Origin of the sequence: Polaromonas sp., assembly GCF_035638815.1 — a bacterium.
Lineage (GTDB): Bacteria > Pseudomonadota > Gammaproteobacteria > Burkholderiales > Burkholderiaceae_C > Polaromonas.
This window is the reverse complement of sequence record NZ_DASQZG010000027.1, coordinates 123,748-148,848: the sequence shown is the minus strand read 5'-3', so window position 1 is coordinate 148,848 and position 25,101 is coordinate 123,748. Positions and strand designations below refer to the sequence as shown.

Annotated in this window: 23 protein-coding genes; 14 read left to right on the top strand and 9 right to left on the bottom strand. The window is 59.0% G+C overall.

What is annotated here, in order from left to right:
* The 6 genes from VE934_RS16900 to VE934_RS16875 form a co-directional block, all read left to right on the top strand.
* A partial coding sequence (locus VE934_RS16900) for an FtsW/RodA/SpoVE family cell cycle protein (protein WP_324889663.1) occupies positions 1 to 277 on the top strand: 277 nt, incomplete at its 5' end.
* A gap of 4 nt (positions 278 to 281) precedes the next feature.
* On the top strand, positions 282 to 1,154 hold the full coding sequence (locus VE934_RS16895; RefSeq protein ID WP_324889661.1) for an NAD(P)-dependent oxidoreductase: 873 nt from the start codon (positions 282 to 284) through the stop codon (positions 1,152 to 1,154).
* Positions 1,155 to 1,263: 109 nt separating this feature from the next.
* Positions 1,264 to 1,599: a YegP family protein gene (locus VE934_RS16890; RefSeq protein ID WP_324889659.1), complete on the top strand. Its 336-nt coding sequence runs from the start codon at positions 1,264 to 1,266 to the stop codon at positions 1,597 to 1,599.
* A gap of 88 nt (positions 1,600 to 1,687) precedes the next feature.
* Positions 1,688 to 3,226 (top strand): metalloprotease TldD, encoded by a 1,539-nt coding sequence (tldD, locus tag VE934_RS16885; RefSeq protein WP_324889657.1) that lies wholly within the window; start codon positions 1,688 to 1,690, stop codon positions 3,224 to 3,226.
* Positions 3,227 to 3,258: 32 nt separating this feature from the next.
* Entirely contained in the window at positions 3,259 to 3,834 is a 576-nt protein-coding gene (locus tag VE934_RS16880) for a hypothetical protein (RefSeq protein ID WP_324889655.1), read from the top strand.
* 394 nt (positions 3,835 to 4,228) lie between these two features.
* Positions 4,229 to 5,353 carry a 3-deoxy-7-phosphoheptulonate synthase gene (locus tag VE934_RS16875; protein ID WP_324889653.1) on the top strand — a complete coding sequence of 375 codons (1,125 nt, stop codon included), beginning with the start codon at positions 4,229 to 4,231 and terminating at the stop codon, positions 5,351 to 5,353.
* Positions 5,354 to 5,446: 93 nt separating this feature from the next.
* On the opposite strand, the gene mpl is transcribed toward VE934_RS16875, so the two are convergent.
* Positions 5,447 to 6,874 carry a UDP-N-acetylmuramate:L-alanyl-gamma-D-glutamyl-meso-diaminopimelate ligase gene (gene mpl / locus VE934_RS16870; protein ID WP_324889651.1) on the bottom strand — a complete coding sequence of 476 codons (1,428 nt, stop codon included), beginning with the start codon at positions 6,872 to 6,874 and terminating at the stop codon, positions 5,447 to 5,449.
* 153 nt (positions 6,875 to 7,027) lie between these two features.
* Here mpl and VE934_RS16865 point away from each other — a divergent pair, with 153 nt between their 5' ends.
* The 7 genes from VE934_RS16865 (at position 7,028) to VE934_RS16835 (ending at position 13,322) form a co-directional block, all read left to right on the top strand.
* Positions 7,028 to 7,603, top strand: a complete 576-nt coding sequence (locus VE934_RS16865) for a hypothetical protein (protein WP_324889676.1) — start codon at positions 7,028 to 7,030, stop codon at positions 7,601 to 7,603.
* Positions 7,600 to 8,142: a TlpA disulfide reductase family protein gene (locus tag VE934_RS16860; protein WP_324889648.1), complete on the top strand. Its 543-nt coding sequence runs from the start codon at positions 7,600 to 7,602 to the stop codon at positions 8,140 to 8,142. The genes VE934_RS16865 and VE934_RS16860 overlap by 4 nt, the downstream gene beginning before the upstream one ends.
* Positions 8,143 to 8,545: 403 nt before the next feature.
* Positions 8,546 to 8,995 carry an acetyl-CoA carboxylase biotin carboxyl carrier protein gene (gene accB / locus VE934_RS16855; protein WP_324889646.1) on the top strand — a complete coding sequence of 150 codons (450 nt, stop codon included), beginning with the start codon at positions 8,546 to 8,548 and terminating at the stop codon, positions 8,993 to 8,995.
* A 7-nt stretch (positions 8,996 to 9,002) separates the two neighbouring features.
* Entirely contained in the window at positions 9,003 to 10,352 is a 1,350-nt protein-coding gene (accC, locus tag VE934_RS16850) for an acetyl-CoA carboxylase biotin carboxylase subunit (RefSeq protein ID WP_324889645.1), read from the top strand.
* Positions 10,353 to 10,410: 58 nt separating this feature from the next.
* Positions 10,411 to 11,298 carry a 50S ribosomal protein L11 methyltransferase gene (gene prmA, locus VE934_RS16845; protein WP_324889643.1) on the top strand — a complete coding sequence of 296 codons (888 nt, stop codon included), beginning with the start codon at positions 10,411 to 10,413 and terminating at the stop codon, positions 11,296 to 11,298.
* A gap of 58 nt (positions 11,299 to 11,356) precedes the next feature.
* Positions 11,357 to 12,403: a DUF3426 domain-containing protein gene (locus VE934_RS16840; RefSeq protein WP_324889641.1), complete on the top strand. Its 1,047-nt coding sequence runs from the start codon at positions 11,357 to 11,359 to the stop codon at positions 12,401 to 12,403.
* Positions 12,404 to 12,419: 16 nt separating this feature from the next.
* Positions 12,420 to 13,322: a carbohydrate kinase family protein gene (locus tag VE934_RS16835; protein WP_324889639.1), complete on the top strand. Its 903-nt coding sequence runs from the start codon at positions 12,420 to 12,422 to the stop codon at positions 13,320 to 13,322.
* Between the two features lie 85 nt (positions 13,323 to 13,407).
* Here the strand turns inward: VE934_RS16835 and VE934_RS16830 are convergent, their stop codons facing one another.
* The 8 genes from VE934_RS16830 to VE934_RS16795 all read right to left on the bottom strand — a co-directional run bounded on the left by VE934_RS16830 (position 13,408) and on the right by VE934_RS16795 (position 23,572).
* A complete protein-coding gene (locus tag VE934_RS16830) occupies positions 13,408 to 13,857 on the bottom strand; it encodes a histone H1-like DNA-binding protein (protein ID WP_324889674.1) in 450 nt (149 codons plus the stop codon).
* 183 nt (positions 13,858 to 14,040) lie between these two features.
* Positions 14,041 to 15,264 carry a ribonucleotide-diphosphate reductase subunit beta gene (locus VE934_RS16825; RefSeq protein WP_324889637.1) on the bottom strand — a complete coding sequence of 408 codons (1,224 nt, stop codon included), beginning with the start codon at positions 15,262 to 15,264 and terminating at the stop codon, positions 14,041 to 14,043.
* Between the two features lie 133 nt (positions 15,265 to 15,397).
* The gene (locus VE934_RS16820; protein WP_324889635.1) at positions 15,398 to 18,304 is read right to left on the bottom strand and encodes a ribonucleoside-diphosphate reductase subunit alpha; all 2,907 of its coding nucleotides are present in this window, start codon (positions 18,302 to 18,304) and stop codon (positions 15,398 to 15,400) included.
* A gap of 451 nt (positions 18,305 to 18,755) precedes the next feature.
* The gene (gene ampD, locus VE934_RS16815; protein ID WP_324889633.1) at positions 18,756 to 19,343 is read right to left on the bottom strand and encodes a 1,6-anhydro-N-acetylmuramyl-L-alanine amidase AmpD; all 588 of its coding nucleotides are present in this window, start codon (positions 19,341 to 19,343) and stop codon (positions 18,756 to 18,758) included.
* Positions 19,327 to 20,781, bottom strand: a complete 1,455-nt coding sequence (locus VE934_RS16810) for a sigma-54 dependent transcriptional regulator (RefSeq protein ID WP_324889631.1) — start codon at positions 20,779 to 20,781, stop codon at positions 19,327 to 19,329. Before VE934_RS16810 ends, ampD begins: the two co-directional genes overlap by 17 nt.
* Positions 20,778 to 22,526 (bottom strand): HAMP domain-containing sensor histidine kinase, encoded by a 1,749-nt coding sequence (locus VE934_RS16805; RefSeq protein WP_324889629.1) that lies wholly within the window; start codon positions 22,524 to 22,526, stop codon positions 20,778 to 20,780. The genes VE934_RS16810 and VE934_RS16805 overlap by 4 nt, the downstream gene beginning before the upstream one ends.
* A complete protein-coding gene (locus VE934_RS16800) occupies positions 22,527 to 22,775 on the bottom strand; it encodes a PP0621 family protein (protein WP_324889627.1) in 249 nt (82 codons plus the stop codon). It abuts the gene before it with no gap.
* Positions 22,772 to 23,572, bottom strand: coding sequence for a cytochrome C assembly family protein (locus VE934_RS16795; protein WP_324889625.1), 801 nt, complete (start codon positions 23,570 to 23,572; stop codon positions 22,772 to 22,774). Before VE934_RS16795 ends, VE934_RS16800 begins: the two co-directional genes overlap by 4 nt.
* A gap of 76 nt (positions 23,573 to 23,648) precedes the next feature.
* Here VE934_RS16795 and ffh point away from each other — a divergent pair, with 76 nt between their 5' ends.
* Positions 23,649 to 25,007 (top strand): signal recognition particle protein, encoded by a 1,359-nt coding sequence (gene ffh, locus VE934_RS16790; protein WP_324889623.1) that lies wholly within the window; start codon positions 23,649 to 23,651, stop codon positions 25,005 to 25,007.
* The last annotated feature ends 94 nt before the right edge of the window (positions 25,008 to 25,101 follow it).

Genomic DNA, 25,101 nt, shown 5'->3' with positions numbered 1-25,101 from the left:
CCTGGCGCTGATTGCCGCCTTTGTATTCCTGATACTGCGCGGGCTGGCCATCGCACTGGATGCGCCCACGCTGTTCTCGCGCCTGCTGGCCGGCGCCATCACCATGATTTTCTTCACCTATGCCTTTGTCAACATGGGCATGGTCAGCGGCATTTTGCCGGTGGTGGGTGTGCCTTTGCCCTTTATCAGCTATGGCGGAACGGCCATGGTGACGCTGGGCCTCGCGGTCGGTATCCTGATGTCGATTTCCAAGGCCAAGAGGCTGGTGCAGACCTGAGGCCATGCGTCATCCAGTCGGCATCATTGGGGTCGGCAACATGGGCGGCGCCATGGCAATGCGCCTGCGGGATTGCGGCTGGCCAGTGCAGGTTTGCGATACGGATCCCGCCCGCATCCAGCTCCTTGAGCCTTTTGGGGCTGTAGCCCAGCAAACACCTGCGCAGCTAGCTATCAATTCAGTAGCAGTCATTGTCTGCGTGGTGAACGCGGCGCAAACCGATGAGGTGTTGTTCGGGCCGCAGGGCGTGGCTGGTGTTCTGCAGAGCGGCCGCACGGTGATACTGTGCCCCACGATTTCTCCGCAGGACGTTGAGTCTTTCGCAGCCCGGCTGGGCGAGCGCGGCATCCACACGGTCGACGCGCCCATGTCTGGCGGGCCGCAGCGGGCGCGTGAGGGCACCATGAGCCTGATGGTGGCGTCTGAACCAACTGTGTACGACCGACAGGCCGCGTTGTTGCAGGCCTTGTCGAGCAAGGTGTTTCACATCAGCAGCAACCCTGGCGACGGCGCACGGACCAAACTGGTCAACAACCTGTTGGCGGGCATCAACCTGGTGGGTGCCGCCGAGGTGCTGGCGCTGGCCGGCCGGATGGGTCTGGATCTGGAGAAAACGCTGGATGTGATTGAGCAATCCAGCGGCCAAAGCTGGATAGGTTCGGACCGCATGCGCCGTGCGATTGCAGGCGACTTTGCGCCGCGCGCCCATGTGACCCTGCTAGAAAAAGACACATGTCTGGCGGTTGAAGCAGCGCGTGCCGCCGGCTTTGAAGGTCCGCTTGGCGCCCGTGCCGCCCAGGTCTTTGCACAAGCACATCAGGCAGGTTTGGCCGAACTTGATGACGCGGCGATATTCAAGTATCTACAGGGGCGTTGATAGCCCGTTGTTGCTCGGCGTGTGGTTTGCGGTTGCGCGAAAGCTGGTAGCAGGGTACAAGCGAGAGTCCTGTTGGTTCAACCCTGTTTTTAATCCAAGGAACATCGCTATGGCTGGAAAATTCGAGCTCAAAAAGTCAAAAAACGACCAGTTTTTCTTCTCGCTGCTGGCTGCCAATGGCCAGACCATCCTGGCCAGCGAGATGTACGACGCCAAGGCGAGCGCCCTTGCAGGCATCGCATCGGTGCAGAAAAATGCGGCTGATGACGCAAACTATGTGCGGCTGGACGGCAAGGACGGGTCGCCTTATTTCACCCTGCGTGCGGGCAACAACCAGGTGATTGGGCAAAGCCAGATGTATGCCAGCGCTTCTGCCCGTGATGGCGGCATCGAGTCCTGTAAAACCAACGGCCCGGGCGCCACCACCAGCGACCTGAGCGGCTGAACTGGCCCCTTGGACTTCGTGGCGCTGCGAGGCTGCTAGGGAAAGCCCCGCGGGGCGCGGGTGAGGGCCAACTGCCTACAATGGCCGCATGACCTCACTCAAATCTGCTTCGGCGCCAGCCTCCAAGTCAGTCCGGGTTTCCTCATCCCGTACCCGCCCAAATTCGGAGTCCACGTCCGGTCGTCTGGATATTGCGCAAAAGCTGTTGCTGGCCCCCTTTGGACTGACAGAAGCGCATTTGAGCCGGGCTTTGGGTGAAATCACTTCTTATGGCGTGGATGACGCGGATCTGTATTTCCAGTACACGCGCAGCGAAGGCTGGAGCCTGGAGGAGGGCATCGTCAAAACCGGTTCCTTCAGCATCGACCAGGGTGTTGGCGTGCGTGCGGTCAGCGGTGAGAAAACTGCCTTTGCTTATTCGGACGATATTTCCGAGGCTTCGCTGCTGGATGCAGCGCGCACGGTGCGCACCATCTCGGCGGACACGCGTTCTGGCCGCGCCAAGGTAGGCGCGCGAAAAATTGCCGCCAGCCGTTCCCTTTACAAAGACCTGGACCCGATCGCCACCCTGGACAGCACGGCCAAAGTCAAACTGCTTGAAAAAGTAGAAAAACTCGCCAAGGCCAAAGACCCGCGCATCGTGCAGGTAATGGCCGGCCTGGCCAGCGAATACGACGTGGTGATGGTGGCCCGCGCTGACGGCACGTTGGCAGCCGACGTCCGTCCCTTGGTGCGCCTGAGCGTGACGGTGATTGCCGAGCAGAAAATCGCCGGTGAGAGCCGCCGCGAAATGGGCTCCGGCGGTGGTGGCGGCCGTTTTGGCCTGGCTTATTTTGATGAGGCGCAAATTGCCGAGTATGTCAACGACGCCGTCACCGCGGCGCTGACGAACCTGGAGGCGCGTCCGGCCCCTGCCGGTGAAATGACCGTGGTGCTTGGCCCCGGCTGGCCCGGCATCCTTCTGCACGAAGCCATTGGCCACGGCCTGGAAGGCGACTTCAACCGCAAGGGCTCCAGTGCGTTTTCGGGCCGTATTGGTCAGCGCGTGGCCGCCAGGGGCGTCACGGTTCTGGACGATGGCACGATTGCCGATCGCCGGGGCTCGCTCAATGTGGACGACGAGGGCCATGCCAGCCAGCGCAACGTGTTGATTGAGGACGGCATTTTGAAGGGCTACATCCAGGACTCTCTCAATGCGCGTTTGTCCGGCGTCAAACCCACAGGCAATGGCCGCCGCGAAAGTTATGCCCATGTGCCCATGCCGCGCATGACCAACACCTACATGCTGGGTGGCGACAAGGCGCCGGAGGAAATTGTGGCCAGCATCAAGAAAGGCCTGTACGCCACCAACTTTGGCGGTGGCCAGGTGGACATCACGTCTGGCAAGTTTGTGTTCTCGGCCAGCGAGGCTTTCTGGGTGGAAAACGGCAAAATTCTGTACCCCGTCAAGGGTGCCACGATTGTGGGCAATGGCCCGGACGCGCTGACCCGCGTCACCATGATTGCCAATGACATGCAGCTTGACAGCGGTGTAGGCACCTGCGGCAAGGAAGGCCAAAGCGTGCCGGTCGGCGTGGGCCAGCCGACCCTGCGTATTGACGGACTCACGGTAGGCGGAACCGCCTAGCCTTCAGGCTGGGCCCAGGACTCAGGCGAGCCATGAGTACCCCACCCAGCTCACGGTTGCCCATTGATCCGGCGACCCATGTTCCCAGTATTCAAAGCTTTGGCGAGCTCAGCCAATTCCTGCGTTCGGCCATGGCCGACGAGGAATCCCTGCAGCTGGCTGAGGGCATGGCGGGGCTGTCGGTGAGCATAGAGTCGGTACTGGCGCAGCTGAAGACTGCGCCAGAGCCCGTCGCCGTAGCCGCGCCGCTGATGGATTTGATGACGATCTTGCGCGAGCATCGCACGCTGGTAATTTCCTTAACGCCAACCTGGCGCGGCCTGTATGAATATGCTGCCTACCTGACTGCGCTCAACAATTTCCGCGTGCTGATTGGCCAATGGTTGTTGCCAGTAAACCAACAGGGGCCGTCCGCCATGCCATCGCCTGCAGCCATCAGTCTGGAAGATTTTGAGTTGATTGCCTGGCGAACACTGGGCGAGGGCATGCTGCTGATCGACATGTATGAGCAGGTGTGCGGGCAGGAGGAAGGCCAGTCCGCGTCAGCTGCGCTGGATGAGCCCCGCGTGAGGCGGGCCAGACGGTGGTGGGAGAGGCTGCGGGGCTGAAATATGTGGCCCCCACGGTCGTTCACTGCGTGTAACTTCCTGCCCCCCGAGGGGGCCGCTGCGCCTGCGGCCGGGCGAAGCCCGTTCCGCGGCCCCGGCTTGACCGGAGAGCCTTGGCAGACGTTCGCTTTTGAACCGATCTTCTCGAGCCTTCGAAGGGCTGGCTCGGCGTTTTCGGGGTGTCGACATTCATGTGCTACATTTCAGGCCATGTCATCCGCAAAGTTTTATTTTGCTTACTTTTGGTTCTCAAGCGCCTCCGGCGGTAGAGAGATCTTCGCGTAAGCAGATAAATACGCAACAGATTCCTGAAAACCGCCGGACACCCGGCGGTTTTTTTTTGCCTTTTGATGTGCTGATTTGATCGATAGAAGTTTTATAAGGAAGCCCCGCCATGAATGCAAAAGCCACCCGAGCCAGCGATGCCTGGTATGCGCACCCCGTCGACAAGACCAGCGAAACCGACGACGAACGCATCAAGGACATTACTGTGTTGCCACCTCCCGAGCATTTAATCCGCTTCTTTCCGATCAGTGGCACCGCCGTTGAGACCCTGATCACGCAGACGCGTCAGAACATCCAGCGTCTCATGGCCGGCAAGGACGACCGTCTGCTGGTGGTGATGGGGCCGTGCTCCATCCACGACCCACAGGCCGCGCTGGAATACGCACGCCGTCTGGTCGAGCAGCGCCACAAATATGCCGACACGCTGGAAATCGTGATGCGGGTCTATTTTGAGAAACCGCGCACCACAGTTGGATGGAAGGGGCTGATCAACGATCCCTACCTTGACGAAACTTTCCGCATCGATGAAGGCCTTCGCATCGCGCGTCAGCTGCTGATCGAAATCAACCGCCTGGGTCTGCCGGCTGGCAGCGAGTTTCTGGACGTGATTTCACCGCAATACATTGGCGACCTGATTGCGTGGGGGGCTATTGGCGCACGCACCACCGAAAGCCAGGTGCACCGCGAACTTGCCTCGGGACTGTCGGCACCAATTGGTTTTAAAAACGGAACCGACGGCAACATTCGCATCGCCACAGACGCCATTCAGGCGGCGGCCCGCGGTCACCACTTCTTGTCAGTGCATAAAAATGGCCAGGTAGCGGTGGTGCAGACCAACGGCAACCGGGATTGCCACGTGATCTTGCGCGGTGGCAAGGCGCCCAACTACGACGCTGTCAGCATCGCGACGGCCTGCAAGGAGCTGGAAGCATCCAAGTTGCCAGCCACATTAATGGTTGACTGCAGCCATGCCAACAGCTCCAAGCAGCATGAAAAACAGCGCGATGTGGCTCGCGACATCGGGGCCCAAATTGCCGGGGGCTCACGCCAGGTGTTTGGCCTCATGGTTGAAAGCCATTTGAAACCGGGCGCGCAAAAGTTCACCCCAGGCAAAGACGATGCCAAAGCGCTGGAATACGGTAAAAGCATCACCGACGCCTGTATCAGCTGGGAAGACTCGCTGGAGGTTCTGCAGGGCTTGTCAGAGGCAGTCAAAGCCAGACGGGCACGCTAATTTTCGATGCGCGGGGAAGAGCCTGATTTGTAGAGTCAAATCGGGCTCTTCCCCTTTAGTGCCGGGCGGTGATAGCTATCAAAAATGTAGCAATTAAGGGCGCGCCAGTGCTTTTAACAGCTTGTCGTGAATGCCGCCAAAGCCGCCGTTGCTCATGCACAGCAGATGGTCGCCAGCTCTGGCTGCTGCCACCACCTGCGTGACCAGTTCTTCGATACTGTCTGCAACCTGAGCGCGCACGCCCATGGGCGCCAACGCTGCCCGGGCGTCCCAGTCCAGCCCGCCGGCGTGGCAAAAAGCCAGGTCCGCTTGAGCCAGACTTCCCGGTAATTGCGCGGTCATGGTGCCCAGCTTCATGGTGTTGCTGCGCGGTTCGAAGATGGCGAGGATGCGATCCATACCCCGGCTACTCTGGCTGTTCAGCTGTCTGCGCAGGCCGTCTACGGTGGTGTGGATAGCGGTGGGGTGATGGGCAAAGTCGTCATACACGGTGATCGCGCCGCCGTCTCGCTTCAGCACCCCGCGCACCTCCATGCGGCGCTTGACGTTTTGAAACTCCGCCAGAGCCTCAGCCGCCGCCTGCGGCACAACACCTACGTGTTCTGCCGCGGCAATCGCCGCCAGCGCGTTGAGCTGGTTGTGCACGCCGCTGATGTCCCACTCGACACGCGCAACCTTGGCCCCGTCCTTGAGTACATCGAAGGCCGCAGGCTCCCCGCGTGCAGAAAATCCAGGGGAAGCGTTTGCGCCGAAGAGTACCCGCTCACTCCAGCAGCCCTGGCCCAGGACTCGGGTGAGACTGGCTTCCGCGGCGTTGACCACAACTCGTCCCGACGCGGGCACGGTCCGTACCAGGTGGTGAAACTGCCGCTCGATCGCCGCGAGGTCGTCAAAAATGTCGGCGTGGTCAAACTCCAGGTTGTTCAGAATCGCTGTGCGCGGCCGGTAATGAACGAACTTGCTGCGTTTGTCAAAAAACGCCGTGTCGTACTCGTCGGCTTCAATGACAAAGGTATTGCCCGTACCCAGGCGCGCCGACACGCCAAAGTTAAGCGGGACGCCGCCCACCAAAAAACCAGGCTCAAGGCCTGCGCATTCGAGAATCCAGGTAAGCATCGCGGTGGTGGTGGTCTTGCCGTGGGTGCCCGCCACGGCCAAAACGTGGCGCGGGCCGGTGGGATGGTGCGTTGGGTGATGAAGCACATGGCCCGACAACCATTGCGGACCGCTGGTGTACGGCAGGCCAGCGTCCAATATGGCCTCCATCAGCGGGTATTTGGGTTTTCCATGGCTGTCGTGCGCGCGGGACACCACATTGCCCACCACAAAAACGTCGGGCCGGTAGGCCAGCTGGTCGGCGCCGTAGCCTTCAATCAACTCGATACCCAAGGCACGCAGTTGATCGCTCATGGGCGGGTAGACGCCGGTGTCGCAGCCGGTCACCCGGTGCCCCGCTTCGCGCGCCAGGGCCGCCAGACCCCCCATGAAAGTGCCGCAGATCCCGAGTATGTGTATGTGCATGGGCCCATTCTAATTTCCATGCCCACCTAGCCCTCGCAGAAAAGCCAGTGACTGCAAGTTGGCAAACCGTGCAAAATCGGCCCTCACACATTGCGGAAAAGACTCGTGAGCCCACGTACCCTGAAGCTGGAAATTGCCGCCGTCGCCGCGGCCATGGTGGTTGAGGAAGGTCTGGAGTACGGCCCCGCCAAACGCCGCGCCGTCAAACAGATGGACCTGCCCAGCCGCAGCGAACTGCCAGGCAACGATGAAATAGAAGACGCGGTGCGCGAATACATCGCGCTTTTTTGCGCGGAAACACAGTCGGCGGAGCTCGCCGCCTTGCGGGAATTGGCCCTGACCTGGATGGAGCGCATGGCGCCATTTCGTCCTTACCTGGGCGGCGCCGTCTGGCATGGCACGGCCACCCGGCTCTCTGATATTTACATCCAGCTTTTTTGTGATGACCCCAAATCCGCCGAAATTGCCCTGATTGACCATCAGGTTGACTACGAGCCGCGGACCGTCACCGGCTTTACCGGCGGCAGCGTAGAGGCCTTGAGCCTGAGCAGCTACTGCAAGGCCTTGCATGAGACTGTTGGCGTGCATCTGATGATTTACGACCACGACGACCTGCGCGGTGCGCTGAAGCACGACGCAAAAGGCCGCAAACCGCGTGGGGACCTGGCAGACGTGCAAAAATTGCTGATGACTCCAGCCCAGCCAGGTCCAACAGGGACACCATTGTGAAGCGCCGTTCTCTTATATATGGAGGCGCTGCAGTAGGTGCCGGGTTGGCCGGAGCCGGGCTCGCTTGGTGGCGCCTGCAGGCAAGCGAGGCTGACGTTCCGTCTGGTGCCGCAGGGGGATCTGCTCAAAGTGATTTTTGGCGCCTGACGTTTGAGACCCCGGATGGTTCGCCTCTGGCGCTGAGTCGGTTTGCCAGTCGTCCCCTCCTGGTCAACTTTTGGGCGACCTGGTGCCCCCCTTGTGTTGAAGAGCTCCCGTTAATTGACGCCTTCTATCAGGAACATAAATTAAAAAATTGGCAGGTCTTGGGCTTGGCAATTGACCAACCAAGCGCGGTACGTGCCTGGTTGCAGAAAAAGCCGCTCAGCTTTCCTGTCGCCATGGCGGGATTCCAGGGTACAGAACTCAGCAAATCCCTTGGTAATTTGTCGGGTGGCCTGCCTTTCACGGTCGTCTTCGGCGCCTCTGGGCAGGTGCTGCATCGGAAAAGCGGCAAAGTCAGTCCGGACGATCTCGCTCAATGGGCGCGGTTGGTCTAGCCAGAACTGCGTTACAGTTCGTTCTCACACGCACGAGTGCTATGGCATTTTCGGTCGCCGTTGGAGCACGCATTCGTGTAGCTTGAATGTAGTTATTGCTGAATGCTGGAACTTTTCCGATTTTTGGAAGACGATGCGCGCGCGTCCTATGCAGAGCGGTCTTTTCGGCATGTCTTTTTGGCGGCGGCTCAGGGCGGCTTGAAAATCCTAGGGGAGGCCTCTGTGGCCGCCGTACAGATGCGCTACACTTCGCGTCTCGATCTGGCTAGATTGCCGGATTTGACCAATTAAAATCACTTTAAACGCCAAAAGACGTGCGAAGCTGAAAATAACCGCTGGTGAGGGCTTCTGGCCCTCTCTAGTCTACAGCCGGTAAGCGTGCAATTCACCGCGTGGAGCAAAAATGGATTTAAGAAAACTCAAGACTCTGATCGACCTCGTCTCGGAGTCGAATGTATCCGAGCTGGAGATCACTGAGGCCGAAGGCAAGGTTCGTATCGTCAAGTCGGGCGGTACACCCATGATGCAGCCAGCGATGACCATGGTAGCTGCCCCCGTTGCGCCCCCCGCTGCAGCCGCAGCGCCCGCTGCTGCCGCCGAGGCTCCAGCCGAACCGGCAGGCCATGCGGTCAAATCTCCGATGGTTGGCACCTTCTACCGTTCCCCAAGTCCCGGCGCCAAGTCTTTCGTGGACGTCGGCAGCCAGGTCAAGGAAGGCGAGACCATCTGCATCATTGAGGCAATGAAGATCCTCAATGAAATTGAAGCCGACAAGTCGGGCACGATCACCCGAATTCTGTGCGAAAACGGCCAGGCGGTGGAGTACGGACAGCCGCTCTTCATGATCGAGTAATCGACGCATGTTCAAAAAGATACTGATCGCCAACCGCGGCGAAATAGCGCTTCGTATCCAGCGTGCCTGCCGGGAACTCGGCGTCAAGGCTGTAATGGTTTACTCAGAGGCCGACCGCGAAGCCAAATACATCAAGCTGGCGGATGAGTCGGTCTGTATAGGCCCTGCCCCTTCTGCGCTGAGTTACCTCAACATGCCGGCCATTATTTCGGCCGCGGAAGTCACGGATGCCGAGGCCATCCACCCGGGTTACGGCTTCCTCAGCGAAAACGCCGATTTTGCTGAGCGCGTGGAAAAAAGCGGTTTTAAATTCATTGGCCCCACGCCAGAATCCATTCGGATCATGGGCGACAAGGTTTCGGCCAAGCAGACCATGATCAAGGCGGGCGTGCCATGTGTGCCTGGTTCGGAAGGCGCGTTGCCGGATGATCCGGTCATCATCAAGCGCACGGCCAAACAGGTGGGCTATCCGGTCATTATCAAAGCTGCGGGCGGCGGCGGCGGGCGCGGGATGCGGGTGGTTCATACCGAGGCCGCGTTGATTCACGCGGTGCAAACCACCAAAGCTGAGGCCGGCGCTGCCTTCGGCAATCCCGAGGTCTACATGGAGAAATTCCTGCAGAATCCCCGGCATATTGAGATCCAGATTCTGGCGGATCAGCATAAAAACGCGGTCTGGCTGGGTGAGCGTGATTGCTCGATGCAGCGACGTCACCAGAAGGTCATTGAAGAGGCGCCTGCCCCGGGCATCCCCCGCAAACTGATCGAGCGGATCGGCGAGCGCTGTGTGGCAGCCGTGAAGAAGATCGGTTACCGGGGAGCCGGTACATTTGAATTCCTTTACGAAAACGGCGAGTTTTACTTTATCGAAATGAACACCCGCGTTCAGGTGGAGCACCCGGTGACCGAGTGGGTGACGGGCGTCGATATCGTCAAGACCCAGATCGAAGTTGCGGCTGGCGCAAGGCTTCCCTTCACCCAGCGGCAGATTGAGATCAAGGGCCACTCGATTGAATGCCGCATCAATGCGGAAGATGCCTACAAATTTGTCCCGTCGCCAGGGCGCATCACCACCTGGCATACGCCGGGCGGGCCGGGCGTGCGGGTGGACTCGCACATTTACGCCAACTACTACGTTCCGCCGAATTACGACTCGATGATCGGCAAGATCATTGTTCATGGCGACACGCGCGAACAGGCGTTGGCCCGCATGCGCACCGCGCTTGCAGAGACGGTGGTCGAAGGCATCAACACCAACATTCCGCTCCATCGGGAGTTGATGGTCGACGCAAAATTCATGGATGGCGGCACCAACATTCACTATCTTGAAGAATGGTTGTCCAAGCGTGACAGGTAGGCCTTCGTGGTGCCTTATTGTGTGGCGTGTCTTCGGCTCTCATCGTGTCTGATGCATGATGTTTGAGCTGATCTTGCTCGCCCCCGTGGCCCAGGTTGAAAACCTCAGCGACGCGCTGGATGCCCTGGATGCGTTGAGTGTGTCGGTGGAAGATGCCGACGCGCACACGCCCGCCGAACAGGCACTTTTTGGGGAGCCCGACATGCCGCCGCCCAAGGCTGGCTGGGAGCGCTCGCGGGTGGTCTCACACTTTGCGGATGAGGGGCTGGCGCGCCATGCCGCCGTGGTGCTGGCAGCGCAGGACTTTTTTGGCGATTGCGAACTGGTTGCCATCCAGGCTGTCCAGGAGCAGGACTGGGTTCGGCTCACGCAATCCCAGTTTGCGCCCGTAGAAATCACCCCCGAATTCTGGATTGTGCCCACGTGGCACGAGCCCCCCGAACAAGCAAAGCAGGTGATCCGTCTGGACCCCGGTCTGGCCTTCGGAACGGGCACTCACCCGACCACGCGGATGTGTCTGAAGTGGATTTCGGGCGCGGCTTCGCGTGCGCCCCTCGAGCGCGTATTGGATTACGGTTGCGGTTCGGGTATTCTGGCAATTGGTGCCGCCAAATTTGGCGCACTTGACATCGACGCGGTCGACATCGATGACTCCGCTGTCCAGTCTACGCTGGCCAATGCTGAAGCCAATCATGTGGAACTTAACGCAGGCCAGCCGGACGCCGTTAACGGTGTGTACCAGACCGTGCTGGCCAATATCCTGGCCACGCCGCTCAAGGTATTGGCCCCCTTGCTGTGCGCAAGGGTTGCGCCCGGCGGGGCGCTCGTGCTGGCTGGCATTCTGGCCCGACAGGCAGATGAGCTCAAGGCCGCTTATGCACCGTACTGCCAATTGCGGGTGTCTGACGAGGAAGACGGCTGGATTTTAATGACGGCCAGCCTCTGATCCAGCTCCCGCACGTCTTGCTTTCGCGCCGTATGCCCACCTTACAATACAGCGCTAAATGAGCCTCATTACGCGCTGTTCCGCCTGCGGCACGATGTTCAAAGTCGTCGCTGATCAACTCAAGATCTCACAAGGTTGGGTCCGCTGCGGACATTGCTCGGAAGTATTCGATGCTGCGGCTCATCTGCTTCCTTCGGATTCGCCGCTCCTCGCAGAGCGGGCAGACCCGACCACTCCCGAGTTGGCAGGAGATCCAACGCCGATGGCGGAGTGGGCGCCCCTTGTAGCACCAAGCACAGACCAGGTCGCCGCCGCGGCGCCGGTTAACGGCATGGTTGTAAAGGAAGCTTCGCAACCCCCCTCCATGGCCGAAATACAGGTGTCATTGCCGCCTGACGTAGCCGCAGATGTTTTTGTTTCGTCCGTCAATCCTGAACTATCCCATTTGCCGGATCCGGAACCAGCGCGTGAAACGCAGACGAGGGTGCAGCGAGAAGTTTTTGTGGACTCGGAGGAGCCTGATCGAAGCGCGCACGATGTGTCTTTTGTACGGGATGCGCGCCGCCATGCTTTTTGGCGCGGGGCAGGCGTACGCAGCTTGCTCGCGATCACTGCGGTCGTTTTGCTTCTTGTGTTGTTCGCGCAGGTGGCGCGTTTTCAGCGAAACACACTTGCAGCGTGGATGCCTTCATTGGGTCCTCTCCTGCAAGCGGTGTGTGGCCCCCTGAATTGCGAAGTGGAGCCGTCGAAACAGATTGAATCGGTGCTGATTGACAGCTCTTCTTTCAATAAAATCGCGACCGATGCCTACCGCCTGAAGGTTGTCATCAAAAATGCCGGCGCAATCGCTTTGGCGATGCCTTCGCTGGAACTGACCTTGACCGATACGCAGGACCAGGCACTTCTGCGTCGAATACTTGCCCCTGGTGAATTGGGCGCCACGGAGGGCGCTTTGGCTGCCGGCGCAGAATTTTCGGGTGTGGTCGCCATCCGGGTTTCAAACTTGGTCACCAGCGCCAATGCCAGCGCCTCTGCAGCATCTTCACCCAAACCTTCTGCCCCCCTGCGTATTGCAGGGTATCGGGTTCTTGCTTTTTATCCTTGACTGAATTGAGACATCCATGCCTGCTGTAATTTGTGGTTCCCTGGCCTTCGACACCATCATGAGTTTTGAGGGGCGGTTCGCCGAGCAAATCCTCCCGGATCAGCTCCACATCCTCAATGTATCCTTTCTGGTCCCGGCCCTGCGGCGTGAGTTTGGCGGTTGCGCGGGCAACATAGCCTACAGCCTCAAACAACTCGGAGGCACGCCTTTGCCGATGGCCACAGTGGGAAGCGATGGCGCAGAGTACATAGCCCGGCTGGACAAGCTGGGAATCAGTACCGAATTTATCCGCGAGGTAGCACACGCCTACACCGCGCAGGCCATGATCATGACGGACCGGGACAATAACCAGATCACGGCTTTTCACCCCGGGGCGATGGGGCAGGCTCACACCACCACGGTTCAGGCGCGACCCGATATCAAGATCGGTATCATTTCACCTGACGGACGCGACGCGATGCTCCAGCATGCCGAGCAATTCAGGGCGGCAGGCATTCCTTTTGTTTTTGATCCGGGTCAGGGCCTGCCGATGTTCGATGGCAAGGAGCTGGCCCACTTCATCGAGTTGGCAACCTGGGTGACAGTCAACGATTACGAGGCCAAGTTGCTCAGCGATCGTACCGGGCTGTCCAGCGCGGAAATTTCGCGGAAGGTGCAGGGCTTGGTGGTGACCCTGGGTGCCCAAGGGTGTGAAGTCTGGGTTGCCGGCGAGATGACTTTGGTGGCCCCCGTTTCAGCCAAAGAGGTGGTGGACCCCACGGGTTGTGGCGATGCGTTCCGCGGTGCCTTGCTGTTTGGTCTTGAGCAGGGCTGGTCTCTGGCTCGATGCGCGGAACTGGGCAATCGGGTTGGCGCGCACAAGATTGCCTACCGTGGTGGCCAGAACTACACACTGACATCCGCGCAAACCGGGCTGTAGTTTTTACGAGCTGGGTCCTTCACCCGGCCATAAAAAAAGCCCAACATCTTTCGATGTCGGGCTTTAAGCAGAAGTACCTTACTGCTTACGGCTTGCTGGCTGTCGGAAACGGCCAGGCAGCTTGCGGGTTCAGAGTAGTCTGAGCCGCAGGGGCAGCCGGTGCAGCGGGTGCTTTGGCAGCGGGTTTTTTCGCGGCTTTCTTCGCAGCGGGCTTTTTCGCTGCTTTCTTGGCGGCAGGCTTCTTCGCGGCAGGCTTTTTGGCAGCAGCTTTCTTCGCTGGAGCCTTCTTCGCTACCTTTTTCGCGACTTTCTTCGCCGCAGGCTTCTTGGCCGCTGCTTTTTTCGCAGCAGGGCGCTTAGCCGCTACTTTTTTGGCCGGGGCTTTTTTCGCTGGCGCTTTTTTAGCAGGAGCTTTTTTCGCTGCTGCTTTTTTCGCTGGCGCTTTTTTAGCCGCTGGCTTTTTTGCTGCTACTTTTTTAGCAGGGGCTTTCTTTGGTGCAGCTTTTTTAGCCGCAGATTTTTTCGCAGTTGCCATAGTTTTCTCCTTGATCACATTGCAAAGAGCACTTCACGTTTGGAGTACGCGAAGCGATTCACGGCGTTGGGCCTTCGGATAACCGGGCCCAGCACCGCGAACACAGGAGCAAAGCCCAACGCGCACTCTTCGGTGCTGTCGATGGTCAATGCAATTCTTGAAATCATTGTTGTAAATACGCTGTCAATCCCAAGAAAGAGCACCACCGGACTGGTACTCGATCACACGGGTTTCAAAAAAGTTACGTTCTTTTTTCAGGTCAATCATTTCGCTCATCCACGGGAACGGGTTTTCCTCGTTCGGAAAAAGCGTCTCCAGGCCAATCTGTGTGGCGCGGCGGTTGGCGATGTAGCGCAGGTAGCCCTTGAACATGGACGCGTTGAGCCCAAGCACGCCGCGCGGCATGGTGTCTTCGGCGTAGCGGTATTCCAGTTCCACTGCTTTGAGGAACAGGGCCTTGATCTCAGCTTTGAACTCTGCAGTCCACAGCAGCGGGTTTTCCAGTTTGAGCTGGTTGATCAGGTCAATGCCAAAGTTGCAGTGCATGGACTCGTCGCGCAGGATGTACTGATACTGCTCGGCGGCGCCAGTCATCTTGTTCTGCCGGCCCAGCGCAAGAATCTGCGTGAATCCGACGTAGAAAAAGAGGCCTTCCATCAGGCAGGCGAACACGATCAGTGACTTGAGAAGGGTCTGGTCGGTCTCCTGGGTACCGGTCTTGAAGTTGGGATCGGAGATCGCGTCGATAAACGGGATCAGGAACTGGTCCTTGTCCTTGATCGACTGAACTTCGTTGTAGGCGTTGAAGATCTCGCTTTCATCCAGCCCCAGGGACTCGGTGATGTACTGGTAAGCGTGGGTGTGGATGGCTTCCTCGAAAGCCTGGCGCAGTAAAAACTGGCGGCACTCGGGTGCAGTGATGTGGCGATAGGTGCCCAGCACAATGTTGTTGGCAGCCAGCGAGTCAGCAGTGACAAAGAAGCCCAGATTGCGCTTGACCAGGCGGCGCTCGTCTTCGGTCAGGCCGTTGGGGTCTTTCCAGAGCGCGATGTCGCGCGTCATGTTGACTTCCTGTGGCATCCAGTGATTGGCGCAGCTGGCGAGGTATTTCTCCCAAGCCCATTTGTACTTGAACGGGACCAGCTGGTTCACGTCGGTCTGACCGTTGATGATGCGTTTGTCTGCGGCTTTTACGCGCTTCGCAACTGGCGTAGTGGCAGTAGCCGATGGCGTGTCAGTTGCTGTACGGTGTGGTGCGGATGTCAGGGCGCTGTCGTCAAGCATGCGCGGTGTTGCTTGAGGCTGCTGCAAAGAAAGAGGCGGAAGTTCCATCGAGCGGCTTTCAGGCGAGCCGCTGGTCAAAGATTTTTGCAACGATGGTTTTGTTTCTTCGTCCCAAGTCAACATAGATGTTTCCAATAAGTGGATTATGAAAGCAGCGATACAAAATGAAAAGTGTTCATTCACATCGCTGCAAATTAGTGTTGCTCAATTACATCGAAACGCGTGTAGGAATATTCCGCCAGCGCGATCGATTTTGTTATTGGCAAGCCTCGCAACCCGGATCATCAATAGCGCAAAACTTGATGTCAGTAGCAGGTGACTCATTGATCTGCGCGTGAGCTGTTGCCGCTGCTGCATCAATTGCATTCATGCTGCCTGTGTCGTCCGTGTTGCCCGACGCAACCGCATTCATTTTTCCGGCCTTCACCGTGGACTTTTCCGCGTGTGTAGCGCTCATGGTGCGCAGGTAGTAAGTGGTTTTCAATCCCCGCAACCAGGCCAGTTTGTAGGTGTCGTCGAGCTTCTTGCCGGACGCACCTGCCATGTAGATATTGAGCGATTGCGCCTGGTCGATCCACTTCTGGCGGCGCGACGCTGCTTCGACCAGCCACGTGGCATCCACTTCAAAAGCCGTGGCGTACAGGGCCTTGATGTCCTGGGGAACGCGGTCAATGGGGCGCAGCGATCCATCGAAATGTTTAAGGTCCACCACCATCACGTCATCCCACAGGCCCAGGCGTTTCAGGTCGCGCACCAGGTAGTGGTTGATGACCGTGAACTCGCCGGACAGGTTGGACTTGACTGAGAGATTGCCGAAGCAGGGCTCGATGCAGGCATCCACGCCAATGATGTTGGAGATGGTGGCCGTCGGAGCGATGGCGACGCAGTTGGAGTTGCGCATGCCGTCTTTCGCAATCTTTTTGCGCAGCGCGTCCCAGTCCATTGTTGAAGACCGGTCGACTTCCACATACCCGCCGCGCTCCTTGGTCAGCATGTCCAGCGTGTCCAGTGGCAACACGCCCTTGTCCCAGAGGGAGCCTTTGTAGGTGGTGTACTTGCCGCGCTCTTTGGCGAGCTCGGTAGATGCCCAATAGGCGTGGTAGCAGACCGCTTCCATGGATTTGTCGGCGAACTCAACCGCTGCATCCGATGCATAAGGAATGCGCAACTCGTACAGGCAATCCTGAAAGCCCATGATGCCGAGACCGACAGGGCGGTGGCGCATATTGGAGTCGCGTGCCTTTTTGACCGCGTAGTAGTTGATGTCGATCACGTTGTCCAGCATGCGCATGGCCGTGGTGATTGTCTTTTTCAGCTTCTCGTGGTCAACCGCGCCATCTTTCAGGTGCTGAACCAGATTCACGGAGCCGAGGTTGCAGACTGCGGTTTCGGTATCGCTGGTGTTGAGGGTGATCTCGGTGCACAGATTGGATGAATGCACCACGCCAACGTGCTGCTGGGGCGAACGGACATTGCAGGCGTCCTTGAAGGTGATCCAGGGGTGGCCGGTCTCGAACAACATCGAAAGCATCTTGCGCCACATGTCCACGGCCTGAAGCTTGCGGGACGGCTTGATCTCGCCGCGCTCGGCTTTGGCTTCGTAGGCGGTGTAGGCTTTTTCAAAGTCAACACCAAACTTGTCGTGCAGGTCTGGCGTGTCCGATGGCGAGAACAGCGTCCAGCTGCCTTTTTCCATCACGCGGCGCATGAACAGGTCAGGAATCCAGTTGGCCGTGTTCATGTCGTGCGTGCGGCGGCGGTCGTCGCCGGTGTTTTTGCGCAGCTCCAGAAACTCCTCAATATCCAGATGCCAGGTTTCCAGGTACGCGCAGACCGCGCCCTTGCGCTTGCCGCCCTGGTTCACCGCTACTGCGGTGTCGTTGACCACCTTGAGGAAGGGCACAACGCCTTGTGACTCGCCGTTGGTGCCCTTGATGTGGGCGCCAAGGGCGCGCACGGGTGTCCAGTCGTTGCCGAGACCGCCAGCAAACTTCGACAGCAGCGCGTTTTCCTTGATGGCGTCATAAATACCGCCCAGATCATCGGCCACCGTGGTCAGGTAGCAGGACGACAACTGCGAACGCAGGGTGCCTGCGTTGAACAGCGTCGGCGTGCTCGACATGAAGTCGAACGAGGACATGATTTCGTAAAACTCGATGGCACGTGCTTCGCGGTCGATTTCGTCAAGCGACAGGCCCATGGCCACGCGCATGAAGAAAGCCTGCGGCAGTTCGATGCGCTGCTTGCGTACGTGCAGGAAGTAGCGATCAAACAGTGTCTGCAAGCCGAGGTAGTCAAATTTCAGGTCGCGCTCGGGTTTGATTGCGGCGCCCAGACGGGCCAGATCGAACTGCTGGAGCTTTTCGTCGAGCAATTCATTTTGGACACCTTTGGCGATAAATTTAGGGAAGTACTCGGCGTAACGGGTACCCATGTCTTCCTGGGTGACTTCTTCGCCCAGAACTTCGCGGCGAATGGTGTGCAGCAGCAAGCGGGCGGTGGCGTAGGTGTAGTCCGGATCTTTTTCGATCAGGGTACGGGCCGCAAGAATGGAAGCCTTGTAGACCTCATCGATGGGGACACCGTCGTACAGATTGCGCATGGTTTCCTGAACAATCGGATCTGGTTTGATCTCGGCGCCAAGGCCGGCGCAGGAAGCTTCAATCAGCGCCTGCAGCTTGCCAATGTCGAGAGTTACCTTTTTGCCGCCGTCCATGACATGCAATTGCAGTGCCTGAGCTGCCGCGGCCTGCGGCTGACGGGCACGCTCCTGCGTACGTTTTTCGCGGTACAGAACATAAGCACGGGCAATCTCGTGGTGGCCGCCACGCATCAGACCGAGCTCAACATGGTCCTGAACGTCTTCTATATGAAAGGTGCCGCCACCGGGGCGCGAACGCATCAGCGCACGCATGACGGCCTGGGTGAGTTCATCCACTGTTTCACGCACGCTGGCCGAAGCCGCCCCCTGGGTGCCATGCACTGCCAGGAAAGCTTTCATCATCGCAATGGCGATTTTGTTTGGCTCAAAAGGAACAACCGCGCCATTGCGGCGGATGATCTGGTAGTGGGCCAGGGTGTTGTTGTGGGTGTTGCTGCCGGATGAGTGGGTAGCTGTGGGTGCGCCGGTGGTGGCGGTGACGACATGCTGAGCTGTATGCATTGATTTCCTCTTTTGTATTTTGTTGTTGGTGCGTTGATGTGATTCAGGGCAACTGGATGAGCTGACGCTTGCCATAAAAGGCTTTTTAAGGGCTGGTTGGCGGGGGTTCCTTGGGTTGCGGAGCCCGAATACATCAATTTGAAATATGGGGGCCTAGACACTATACCTAGGGTCCGAAGCGAGATCAAGCACTACCGGTAGTGTTTTAAGATCTTGAGTCGTCGTTACTTTGTGTAGCGATTCGGGAGGCGAGGCGAGCGTGCTTGTTGCGCTGGGCGTTCGCCCTGCAAAGCCTTGTCCTGTCACGCCGTGCACGCTTGTCGGGCCGTGTTCATGCGTTTCCCCGCGCGCTTTTGCTTGGCAAGCCTTACGCCGCCTCGCGGTGGTGGATGGAGTTCACTTCCCTTTTCCCCGCGTGAGTACCGATGGGTTTTATTACCCGTGGCGCAGCTCAGACACTTTCGGGAAAATACTTAGCCGGCAAGCCCAAGGCCCGTTGCAGCAAGGGCCAGTCGAAACCAGCTCCAGGGTCCTGCTTGCGGCCGCGCGCAATGTGTTCGTGGCCAGCCAGGTGAGTCACCGGGTATTGGCGCAACAATGCTGCGCTGATGCTTGCAAGGGTTTCGTATTGCGCAGATTCGAACAAACCGTCTTCCAGACCTTCGAGCTCGATGCCTATCGAGTCGTCGTTGCAGCTCGCTCTGCCCCGGTAAAAAGACTCGCCCGCATGCCACGCCCTGTCATCGCAGCTGACAAACTGCCACAGCTCTCCGTTACGGCTGATAAAGAAATGGGCCGAAACCTCCAGACCCCGAATGCTTTGAAAGTAGGGGTGAGCGTCCCAGTCGAGTTGATTTGCGAAGAGGCGCTGGATTTGGCCGTTGCCAAACTCGCCGGGCGGCAGGCTGATCGAGTGCACAACGATCAAATCTATGCGAGCGCCGGCAGGCCGTGAGCCATAGTTGGGTGACGCCTGTTCCCGGGCAAATCGGTACCAGCCCTTGTTCCAGAGCGGAACCGTTTCAGGGCTGGTGTTCATCGATTGTGTTGTCACCGCCAGGGGTAACAATGTTCAGTCGGGCGATTCGGTAGCGAATCTGGCGCAGGCTAAGCCCCAGCTTGTTGGCCGCCGCTGTGCGGTTAAAACCGGTTTCCTGCAATACCTTGCACAAGATGTCGCGCTCCTGATTGTCCAGAAAATCCTGAAGATTCGCGGGCACGCACACGGAAACAGTGACAGGGTGGGCCGCATGTACCTGAGGGGTAGTCGGCGCTTCAAGTTGCAAGGCTCCGCCTTCGCCAAGTGCCACCGCGCGGTGCAAAAGATTTTCCAGCTCCCGAACATTGCCGTCAAAGGCATGCGACTGCAGACCTTGCAGAAGTTCCGCTGAAACGTCCGCTATGGGTAAACCTGATTCACTGCAAATCCGTCCCAAGAGGGCCCGGCACAGGTCGGGCAGATCCTCCCGCCGCTCTCGCAAGGGAGGGACCTTGATTTCAATCACGTTGAGCCGGTAGTACAGGTCCTGCCGAAAAGAGCCCGTAGACACTTCGGCGCCCAGGTCTTTGTGCGTTGCGCTGACGATGCGAACGTCAACAGTGTCCTCATGCGTAGAGCCGAGTGGCCTGACGACCCGCTCCTGAATGGCTCTCAGCAGCTTGGATTGCATGGCAAGCGGCAGATCTCCAATTTCGTCCAGAAAGAGGGTTCCTCCTTTGGCCGCCTGAAAGTAGCCTTGGCGATCCTGAGCTGAACCGGTGTAAGCGCCTTTGCGCGCGCCAAAAAATTCGGCCTCCAGGAGGTTCTCGGGGATGGCGCTGCAGTTCACCGCAACAAAGGGTCCGGCAGCGCGATGGCTGCAGTCGTGCACCGCCCGCGCCACCAGCTCTTTTCCGGTACCCGACTCGCCATGAATCAAGACCGGGGCCATGCTTCCCGCCACTTTTGCGATTCGGGACTTGACTGTCTGCATCACCGCAGACTCGCCCACCAGTCGCTGCAGCGTAGCAGCAGGCGTGCCGGTGTTATGGGGTTTGGCAGCCGCAACACTTTCATGGGAAGCCTTGCTCCGTTCCCCACCCATCTGGACTGTTTGTGCTGCCGAGCCCTGAATGGCCGATGCCACCACGCTGCGGAACTGTTTGAGATCTACTGGTTTTGTCAGGTAGTCAAAGGCGCCGGCTTTGAGCGCCTCCACCGCGTTTTCAGCAGAGCCGTGTGCAGTGATAACGACGCATCGTTCAGGGCGCTGCTGGATGACCATTTCCCGCAGCAGTTCCAGGCCCAACCCGTCAGGCAGGCGCATGTCCGTGATCACCGCGTCAAACTGCTTTTCCTTCAGCTGGGCGCGTGCCTGCGTCAAATCGGCCGCGGCCTCCACCCGGTAACCTTCCCGCAACAAAGTCAGTTCGTAGAGGGTCCGCAGGTCAGGTTCATCATCTATGACCAGAATGTTCGCTCGAAGGGACGGGGTCATGAGAGGCTCCAGTCGCGTCCGGTCTCAAGTGGCCGGGGCTCAAATGTCACGGGGGCTGATACGGCCGTCATGTCGGCTCGCCGGAAGATCACAAAAAACTCGTTGCCGCTGATGCCGCTGCGCGACACCCGCTGATAGCCCACCAGTGCACCATGGCGCTCACACAGTTCGCGGCAAATATACAGACCCAGTCCGCTGGAACGGCTTTCGGAAGAAAAGAAGGGCTCAAATAAATGGGACTGAACTGTTTTTTCCAGGGGCTGACCATCGCTCCAGACGGACAGCCTGACCTGACCCGGCGCGGGCAACTGGGTACTCACCTGAATCGCGTCGGCTGCCCCGCTTGCATAACGCAAGGCGTTGTCCAGCAGATTGACCATCAGGCGTCGCAGGTGTTCGGATTCAAACAGGACAAATGCCTGGGCGGCGCCCGGGCTTAGCTTGAGTCGGTGGCCTGAGGCGTTTTGCAGGGCCCAATCGGAACAGATGCTGCTCACGGTGTCGTCCAGGGCCAATGCCCGCGTTTCAACCTGGGGAGATTGCTCTTGCACACGCGAGATGTTGAGAATTTCTTCAACGATTCTGGCAAGCCGCTGCGCATTTTGCGTGACCATACCGGTCAGCTGGCGGTGCCCCGCGTCCTGTAAATCTTCTTCCAGCAGGGCGTTGGCCTGGACGATAGCCGCCAGCGGGTTGCGGATTTCATGGGCAACGGCGGCGGACATGCGCCCCATGGCCGCCATTTTCTCGGTGCGAACCCGCGCCTCCATCTCGCGCAGATCTTCCAGAAACATCACGCACAGGTTCTCATTCGAGCCGTCGCGCGAGTCCGCCAAACGCGTGCGCACCTGCAGACGCCTGGCGTGGCCCGACGCCTGCTCAAGGCTCACGTCGGCTTGTTGCGGCATTCGCCGCACAAAGGTCATTTGCGCCAGTTCGACCAGGGGCTGCCAGGCGGCATCGGCTGCCAGCATGAAAGGGGCGGGTCGAGCGACGCCCTGCGTGGTCAACAAACGGCGCGATGCAGGATTGGCGGCACGGACAATGCCGTTGGTATCAACCACAAGCACGCCGTCCACGAGGGTGTCGATGACAAGCTCATTGACTTGCGTCTGCATGCGTGCGATGGACTGACTGCTCTGCGCGCGTTGTTCTTCGCGCGACAGGCGAAGGGCCAGCTGGTTGGCCAGCAGCGCCACAACGAAAAATCCGGATCCACTCAAGCCTGCCTGAAGAAAGCGCGCTGTCGGGTCGACCGTGGTTTGGAGCGATACCCACCACGCGTCAGCGAGCAGCAGCAGGGTTACGCTGGCAGCCGTACCCAAAGCCAGCAAAATTGGCCCTAGCACGGAGGCGAGCAACACTGGCAGGGCAAAGAGTGCTGTGTAGTTGATGGCGCCCGACTGCAAAAAATTCAGCGCCGAGAACGCCAGCACATCGACCCCCACGCTGGCCAGCCACTGCGAATCGAAAGTCTTGCCTGGGGGCTTGGGGTGAGCCCATACGCGGACCGCCACGGCGGCTGCGAAATAGGCCAGACACAGCAGGATCATTCCCTCGCGTAACGGCTGGCCTAACGCATAAATAGACGCCTGCAATGTCAGCAACAAGCTGGCGATCGTCACCCGCGCAGTCATAAAAGCGCGCCACAGGCGGGCGAACGATTCACTGCGTGAGTCTGAGTGCCAGACGCCAGAAGCTTTGTCTACCGGCTCAAACCACGACTGGCCTGCTTCGGCGCGCATCTATTTTTCAGCCTGCCGGCGATGTGCTTCGCTGCAATACATGCCTCGTCCGCCAGGCAACGCATCGATACGGGGCAAGTGGAGCGAGCAAACTGCGCATTCCACCACCTCCGTTGCATGTTGATGGGGGCCCGCAACGGGTTTCGCTGCTGCACGGGATTGCGCCTTCTCACGCAGCGCTGCGCGACGGTTGTTCCGCCAGAACCAGATGCCAACCAGAACCACAACAAGAACAATCAGGTATTTCATGCGCGCTTCAAAATGACTTCAAGCACAAAACGCGAGCCTGCATAACCCAGCAGCAACAGGCCAGACCCAAGGTACAGCACGCGAACCGCCTTGCGGCCGCGCCAGCCCATGCGGGCCCTGCCAAGGAGCAGCCCGGCAAAAACCAGCCAGGCCAGCACAGAAAAAACGGTTTTGTGGTTCCATTGCCCCGCAAGACCCGGGCCATAGAGCGTCTCGGCAAACAGCCATCCCACCAAAAGGGTTGCGGTCAACAAGACAAAGCCTGCTTGCACAAAACGAAAGGTCAATCGCTCCAGAGTCAACAAAGGAACACCGGTATCAGCCTGCGAAGCTGACCGGATGGACTTCTCGGATCGGTTCATGAGCCAGCCGTGCACCACCGCAGCGGCGAACAAACCGTACGAAGCTATGCCCAGCGCCCAATGCAGGGGGAGCCACGGCGAGGCGATGCGCGTGTAGGCAGAACCCGGAAAGACCAGTGCCAGCAGTACGGCGGCCGTCCCAAGGCCAGCCAGAGCCCAGCGCGCCTTGAGTTGCGGAAACAATCGGCTTTCCAGCGCATAAACGCTCATCACCAGCCAGACCGTCATGGACAACGCGGGGGCGAACCCGAAGCGCGGTGGTTCGCCGAGCAGTCCGATGGCCAGGGTCATGGCATGGAGCAACCAGGCCAACGCCACGATGCCCCGGGTCGTGCCATCGCGCAGATGGGGTGTCGCCAACGCGAGTACCGCGTAGGCCAGCGCGGCGCCCAAGGCCGTGGCCAGACCCCACCCAGCGCTCAAAGTTAAAATCATGGCTACAGTTTAGCTTCTGGGCTGCGCGCCCGGACCCTCTTTTACCCCCTATCGCTCCAGTTGTGGAGCCTGACTCATGGCCTCTGCCCTTACCGACAAACTTTCCCGCCTCGTCAAGGAGATGCGCGGTCAGGCCCGTATCACGGAATCCAATGTCCAGGACATGCTGCGCGAAGTTCGCATGGCCTTGCTGGAAGCCGACGTGGCCTTGCCTGTGGTGCGCGATTTCATCGCCCGCGTCAAGGAAAAGGCGATGGGTCAGGAGGTGATGGCTTCGCTCTCGCCCGGGCAGGTGCTGGTCAGCATCGTCAACCGCGAGCTTGCCGCCACCATGGGCGAAGGCGTCAGTGACATCAACCTGGCTGCCCAGCCACCGGCGGTCATTCTGATGGCCGGTCTGCAGGGCGCGGGTAAAACAACCACTACCGCCAAGCTGGCCAAACACCTGATCGAGAAGCGCAAGAAAAAAGTCCTGACGGTTTCAGGCGACGTTTACCGGCCGGCGGCTATCGAGCAGCTCAAGACCGTGACCAAGCAGGCTGGTGCAGAGTGGTTTCCCAGCAGCACAGACCAAAAGCCTGTGGATATTGCACTGGCAGCACTGGACTATGCGCGCAAGCACTTTTTCGACGTGCTGCTGGTGGATACTGCTGGCCGGCTGGCGATCGATGAAGCGTTGATGGCAGAGATCAAGGCGTTACATGCCGCCCTGAATCCGGTTGAAACGCTGTTTGTTGTGGATGCCATGCAGGGCCAGGATGCCATCAACACCGCCAAAGCCTTCAAGGAGGCGCTGCCTCTGACCGGCATCATCCTGACCAAGACCGACGGTGACTCGCGTGGCGGGGCCGCGCTCAGCGTGCGGCAGATCACGGGCGCGCCGATCAAGTTCTCGGGCACCAGCGAAAAAATTGACGGGCTTGAGGTCTTTGATGCCCAGCGTCACGCTGGGCGCATCCTCGGCATGGGTGACATCCTGGCGCTGGTGGAGCAGGTCACCGCGGGTGTGGATATGGAAGCGGCGCAAAAACTCGCCGCCAAGATGAAGTCCGGCAGCGGCTTTGATCTGAATGACTTTTTAGCCCAGCTCCAGCAGATGAAAAGCATGGGAGGTTTGTCCAGCCTCCTCGAAAAGCTGCCCGCGGAGATGGCGGCCAAGGCGGGCCAGGTCGACATGGGCAAAGCCGAGAAGGACATACGCCGCAAGGAAGGCATCATCCAGAGCATGACGCCGCTGGAGCGCCGCAAGCCAGAGCTGATCAAGGCCACCCGCAAGCGCCGCATTGCCGCGGGCTCGGGTGTGCAGGTTCAGGAGGTGAACCGCCTGCTCAATGAGTTTGAGCAGATGCAAGGCATGATGAAAAAGATGAAGGGCGGCGGCATGATGAAAATGATGAAGCGCATGGGCGGCATGAAAGGCATGCCCAAGTTCTGATTCGCTGTCGATTGCTAGCCGAATTGGGCGTTTGCCCTTGTTCAACGGCCATTGTTTGCTACTAAATTGGTAGCAACTGAATGGCGTCAGCGCC

Bases quoted from the DNA above. Each gene is read 5' to 3' on its own strand.
- ampD (WP_324889633.1), bottom strand. From the start codon at position 19,343: ATGAACACCAGCCCTGAAACGGTTCCGCTCTGGAACAAGGGCTGGTAC.
- VE934_RS16840 (WP_324889641.1), top strand. From the start codon at position 11,357: ATGAGCCTCATTACGCGCTGTTCCGCCTGCGGCACGATGTTCAAAGTC.
- VE934_RS16865 (WP_324889676.1), top strand. From the start codon at position 7,028: ATGGTGGTTGAGGAAGGTCTGGAGTACGGCCCCGCCAAACGCCGCGCC.
- accB (WP_324889646.1), top strand. From the start codon at position 8,546: ATGGATTTAAGAAAACTCAAGACTCTGATCGACCTCGTCTCGGAGTCG.
- VE934_RS16825 (WP_324889637.1), bottom strand. From the start codon at position 15,264: ATGTTGACTTGGGACGAAGAAACAAAACCATCGTTGCAAAAATCTTTG.
- VE934_RS16805 (WP_324889629.1), bottom strand. From the start codon at position 22,526: ATGCGCGCCGAAGCAGGCCAGTCGTGGTTTGAGCCGGTAGACAAAGCT.
- prmA (WP_324889643.1), top strand. From the start codon at position 10,411: ATGTTTGAGCTGATCTTGCTCGCCCCCGTGGCCCAGGTTGAAAACCTC.
- tldD (WP_324889657.1), top strand. From the start codon at position 1,688: ATGACCTCACTCAAATCTGCTTCGGCGCCAGCCTCCAAGTCAGTCCGG.
- VE934_RS16895 (WP_324889661.1), top strand. From the start codon at position 282: ATGCGTCATCCAGTCGGCATCATTGGGGTCGGCAACATGGGCGGCGCC.
- VE934_RS16880 (WP_324889655.1), top strand. From the start codon at position 3,259: ATGAGTACCCCACCCAGCTCACGGTTGCCCATTGATCCGGCGACCCAT.
- VE934_RS16835 (WP_324889639.1), top strand. From the start codon at position 12,420: ATGCCTGCTGTAATTTGTGGTTCCCTGGCCTTCGACACCATCATGAGT.
- VE934_RS16800 (WP_324889627.1), bottom strand. From the start codon at position 22,775: ATGAAATACCTGATTGTTCTTGTTGTGGTTCTGGTTGGCATCTGGTTC.
- ffh (WP_324889623.1), top strand. From the start codon at position 23,649: ATGGCCTCTGCCCTTACCGACAAACTTTCCCGCCTCGTCAAGGAGATG.
- VE934_RS16810 (WP_324889631.1), bottom strand. From the start codon at position 20,781: ATGACCCCGTCCCTTCGAGCGAACATTCTGGTCATAGATGATGAACCT.
- mpl (WP_324889651.1), bottom strand. From the start codon at position 6,874: ATGCACATACACATACTCGGGATCTGCGGCACTTTCATGGGGGGTCTG.
- VE934_RS16890 (WP_324889659.1), top strand. From the start codon at position 1,264: ATGGCTGGAAAATTCGAGCTCAAAAAGTCAAAAAACGACCAGTTTTTC.
- VE934_RS16830 (WP_324889674.1), bottom strand. From the start codon at position 13,857: ATGGCAACTGCGAAAAAATCTGCGGCTAAAAAAGCTGCACCAAAGAAA.
- VE934_RS16875 (WP_324889653.1), top strand. From the start codon at position 4,229: ATGAATGCAAAAGCCACCCGAGCCAGCGATGCCTGGTATGCGCACCCC.
- VE934_RS16795 (WP_324889625.1), bottom strand. From the start codon at position 23,572: ATGATTTTAACTTTGAGCGCTGGGTGGGGTCTGGCCACGGCCTTGGGC.
- accC (WP_324889645.1), top strand. From the start codon at position 9,003: ATGTTCAAAAAGATACTGATCGCCAACCGCGGCGAAATAGCGCTTCGT.
- VE934_RS16820 (WP_324889635.1), bottom strand. From the start codon at position 18,304: ATGCATACAGCTCAGCATGTCGTCACCGCCACCACCGGCGCACCCACA.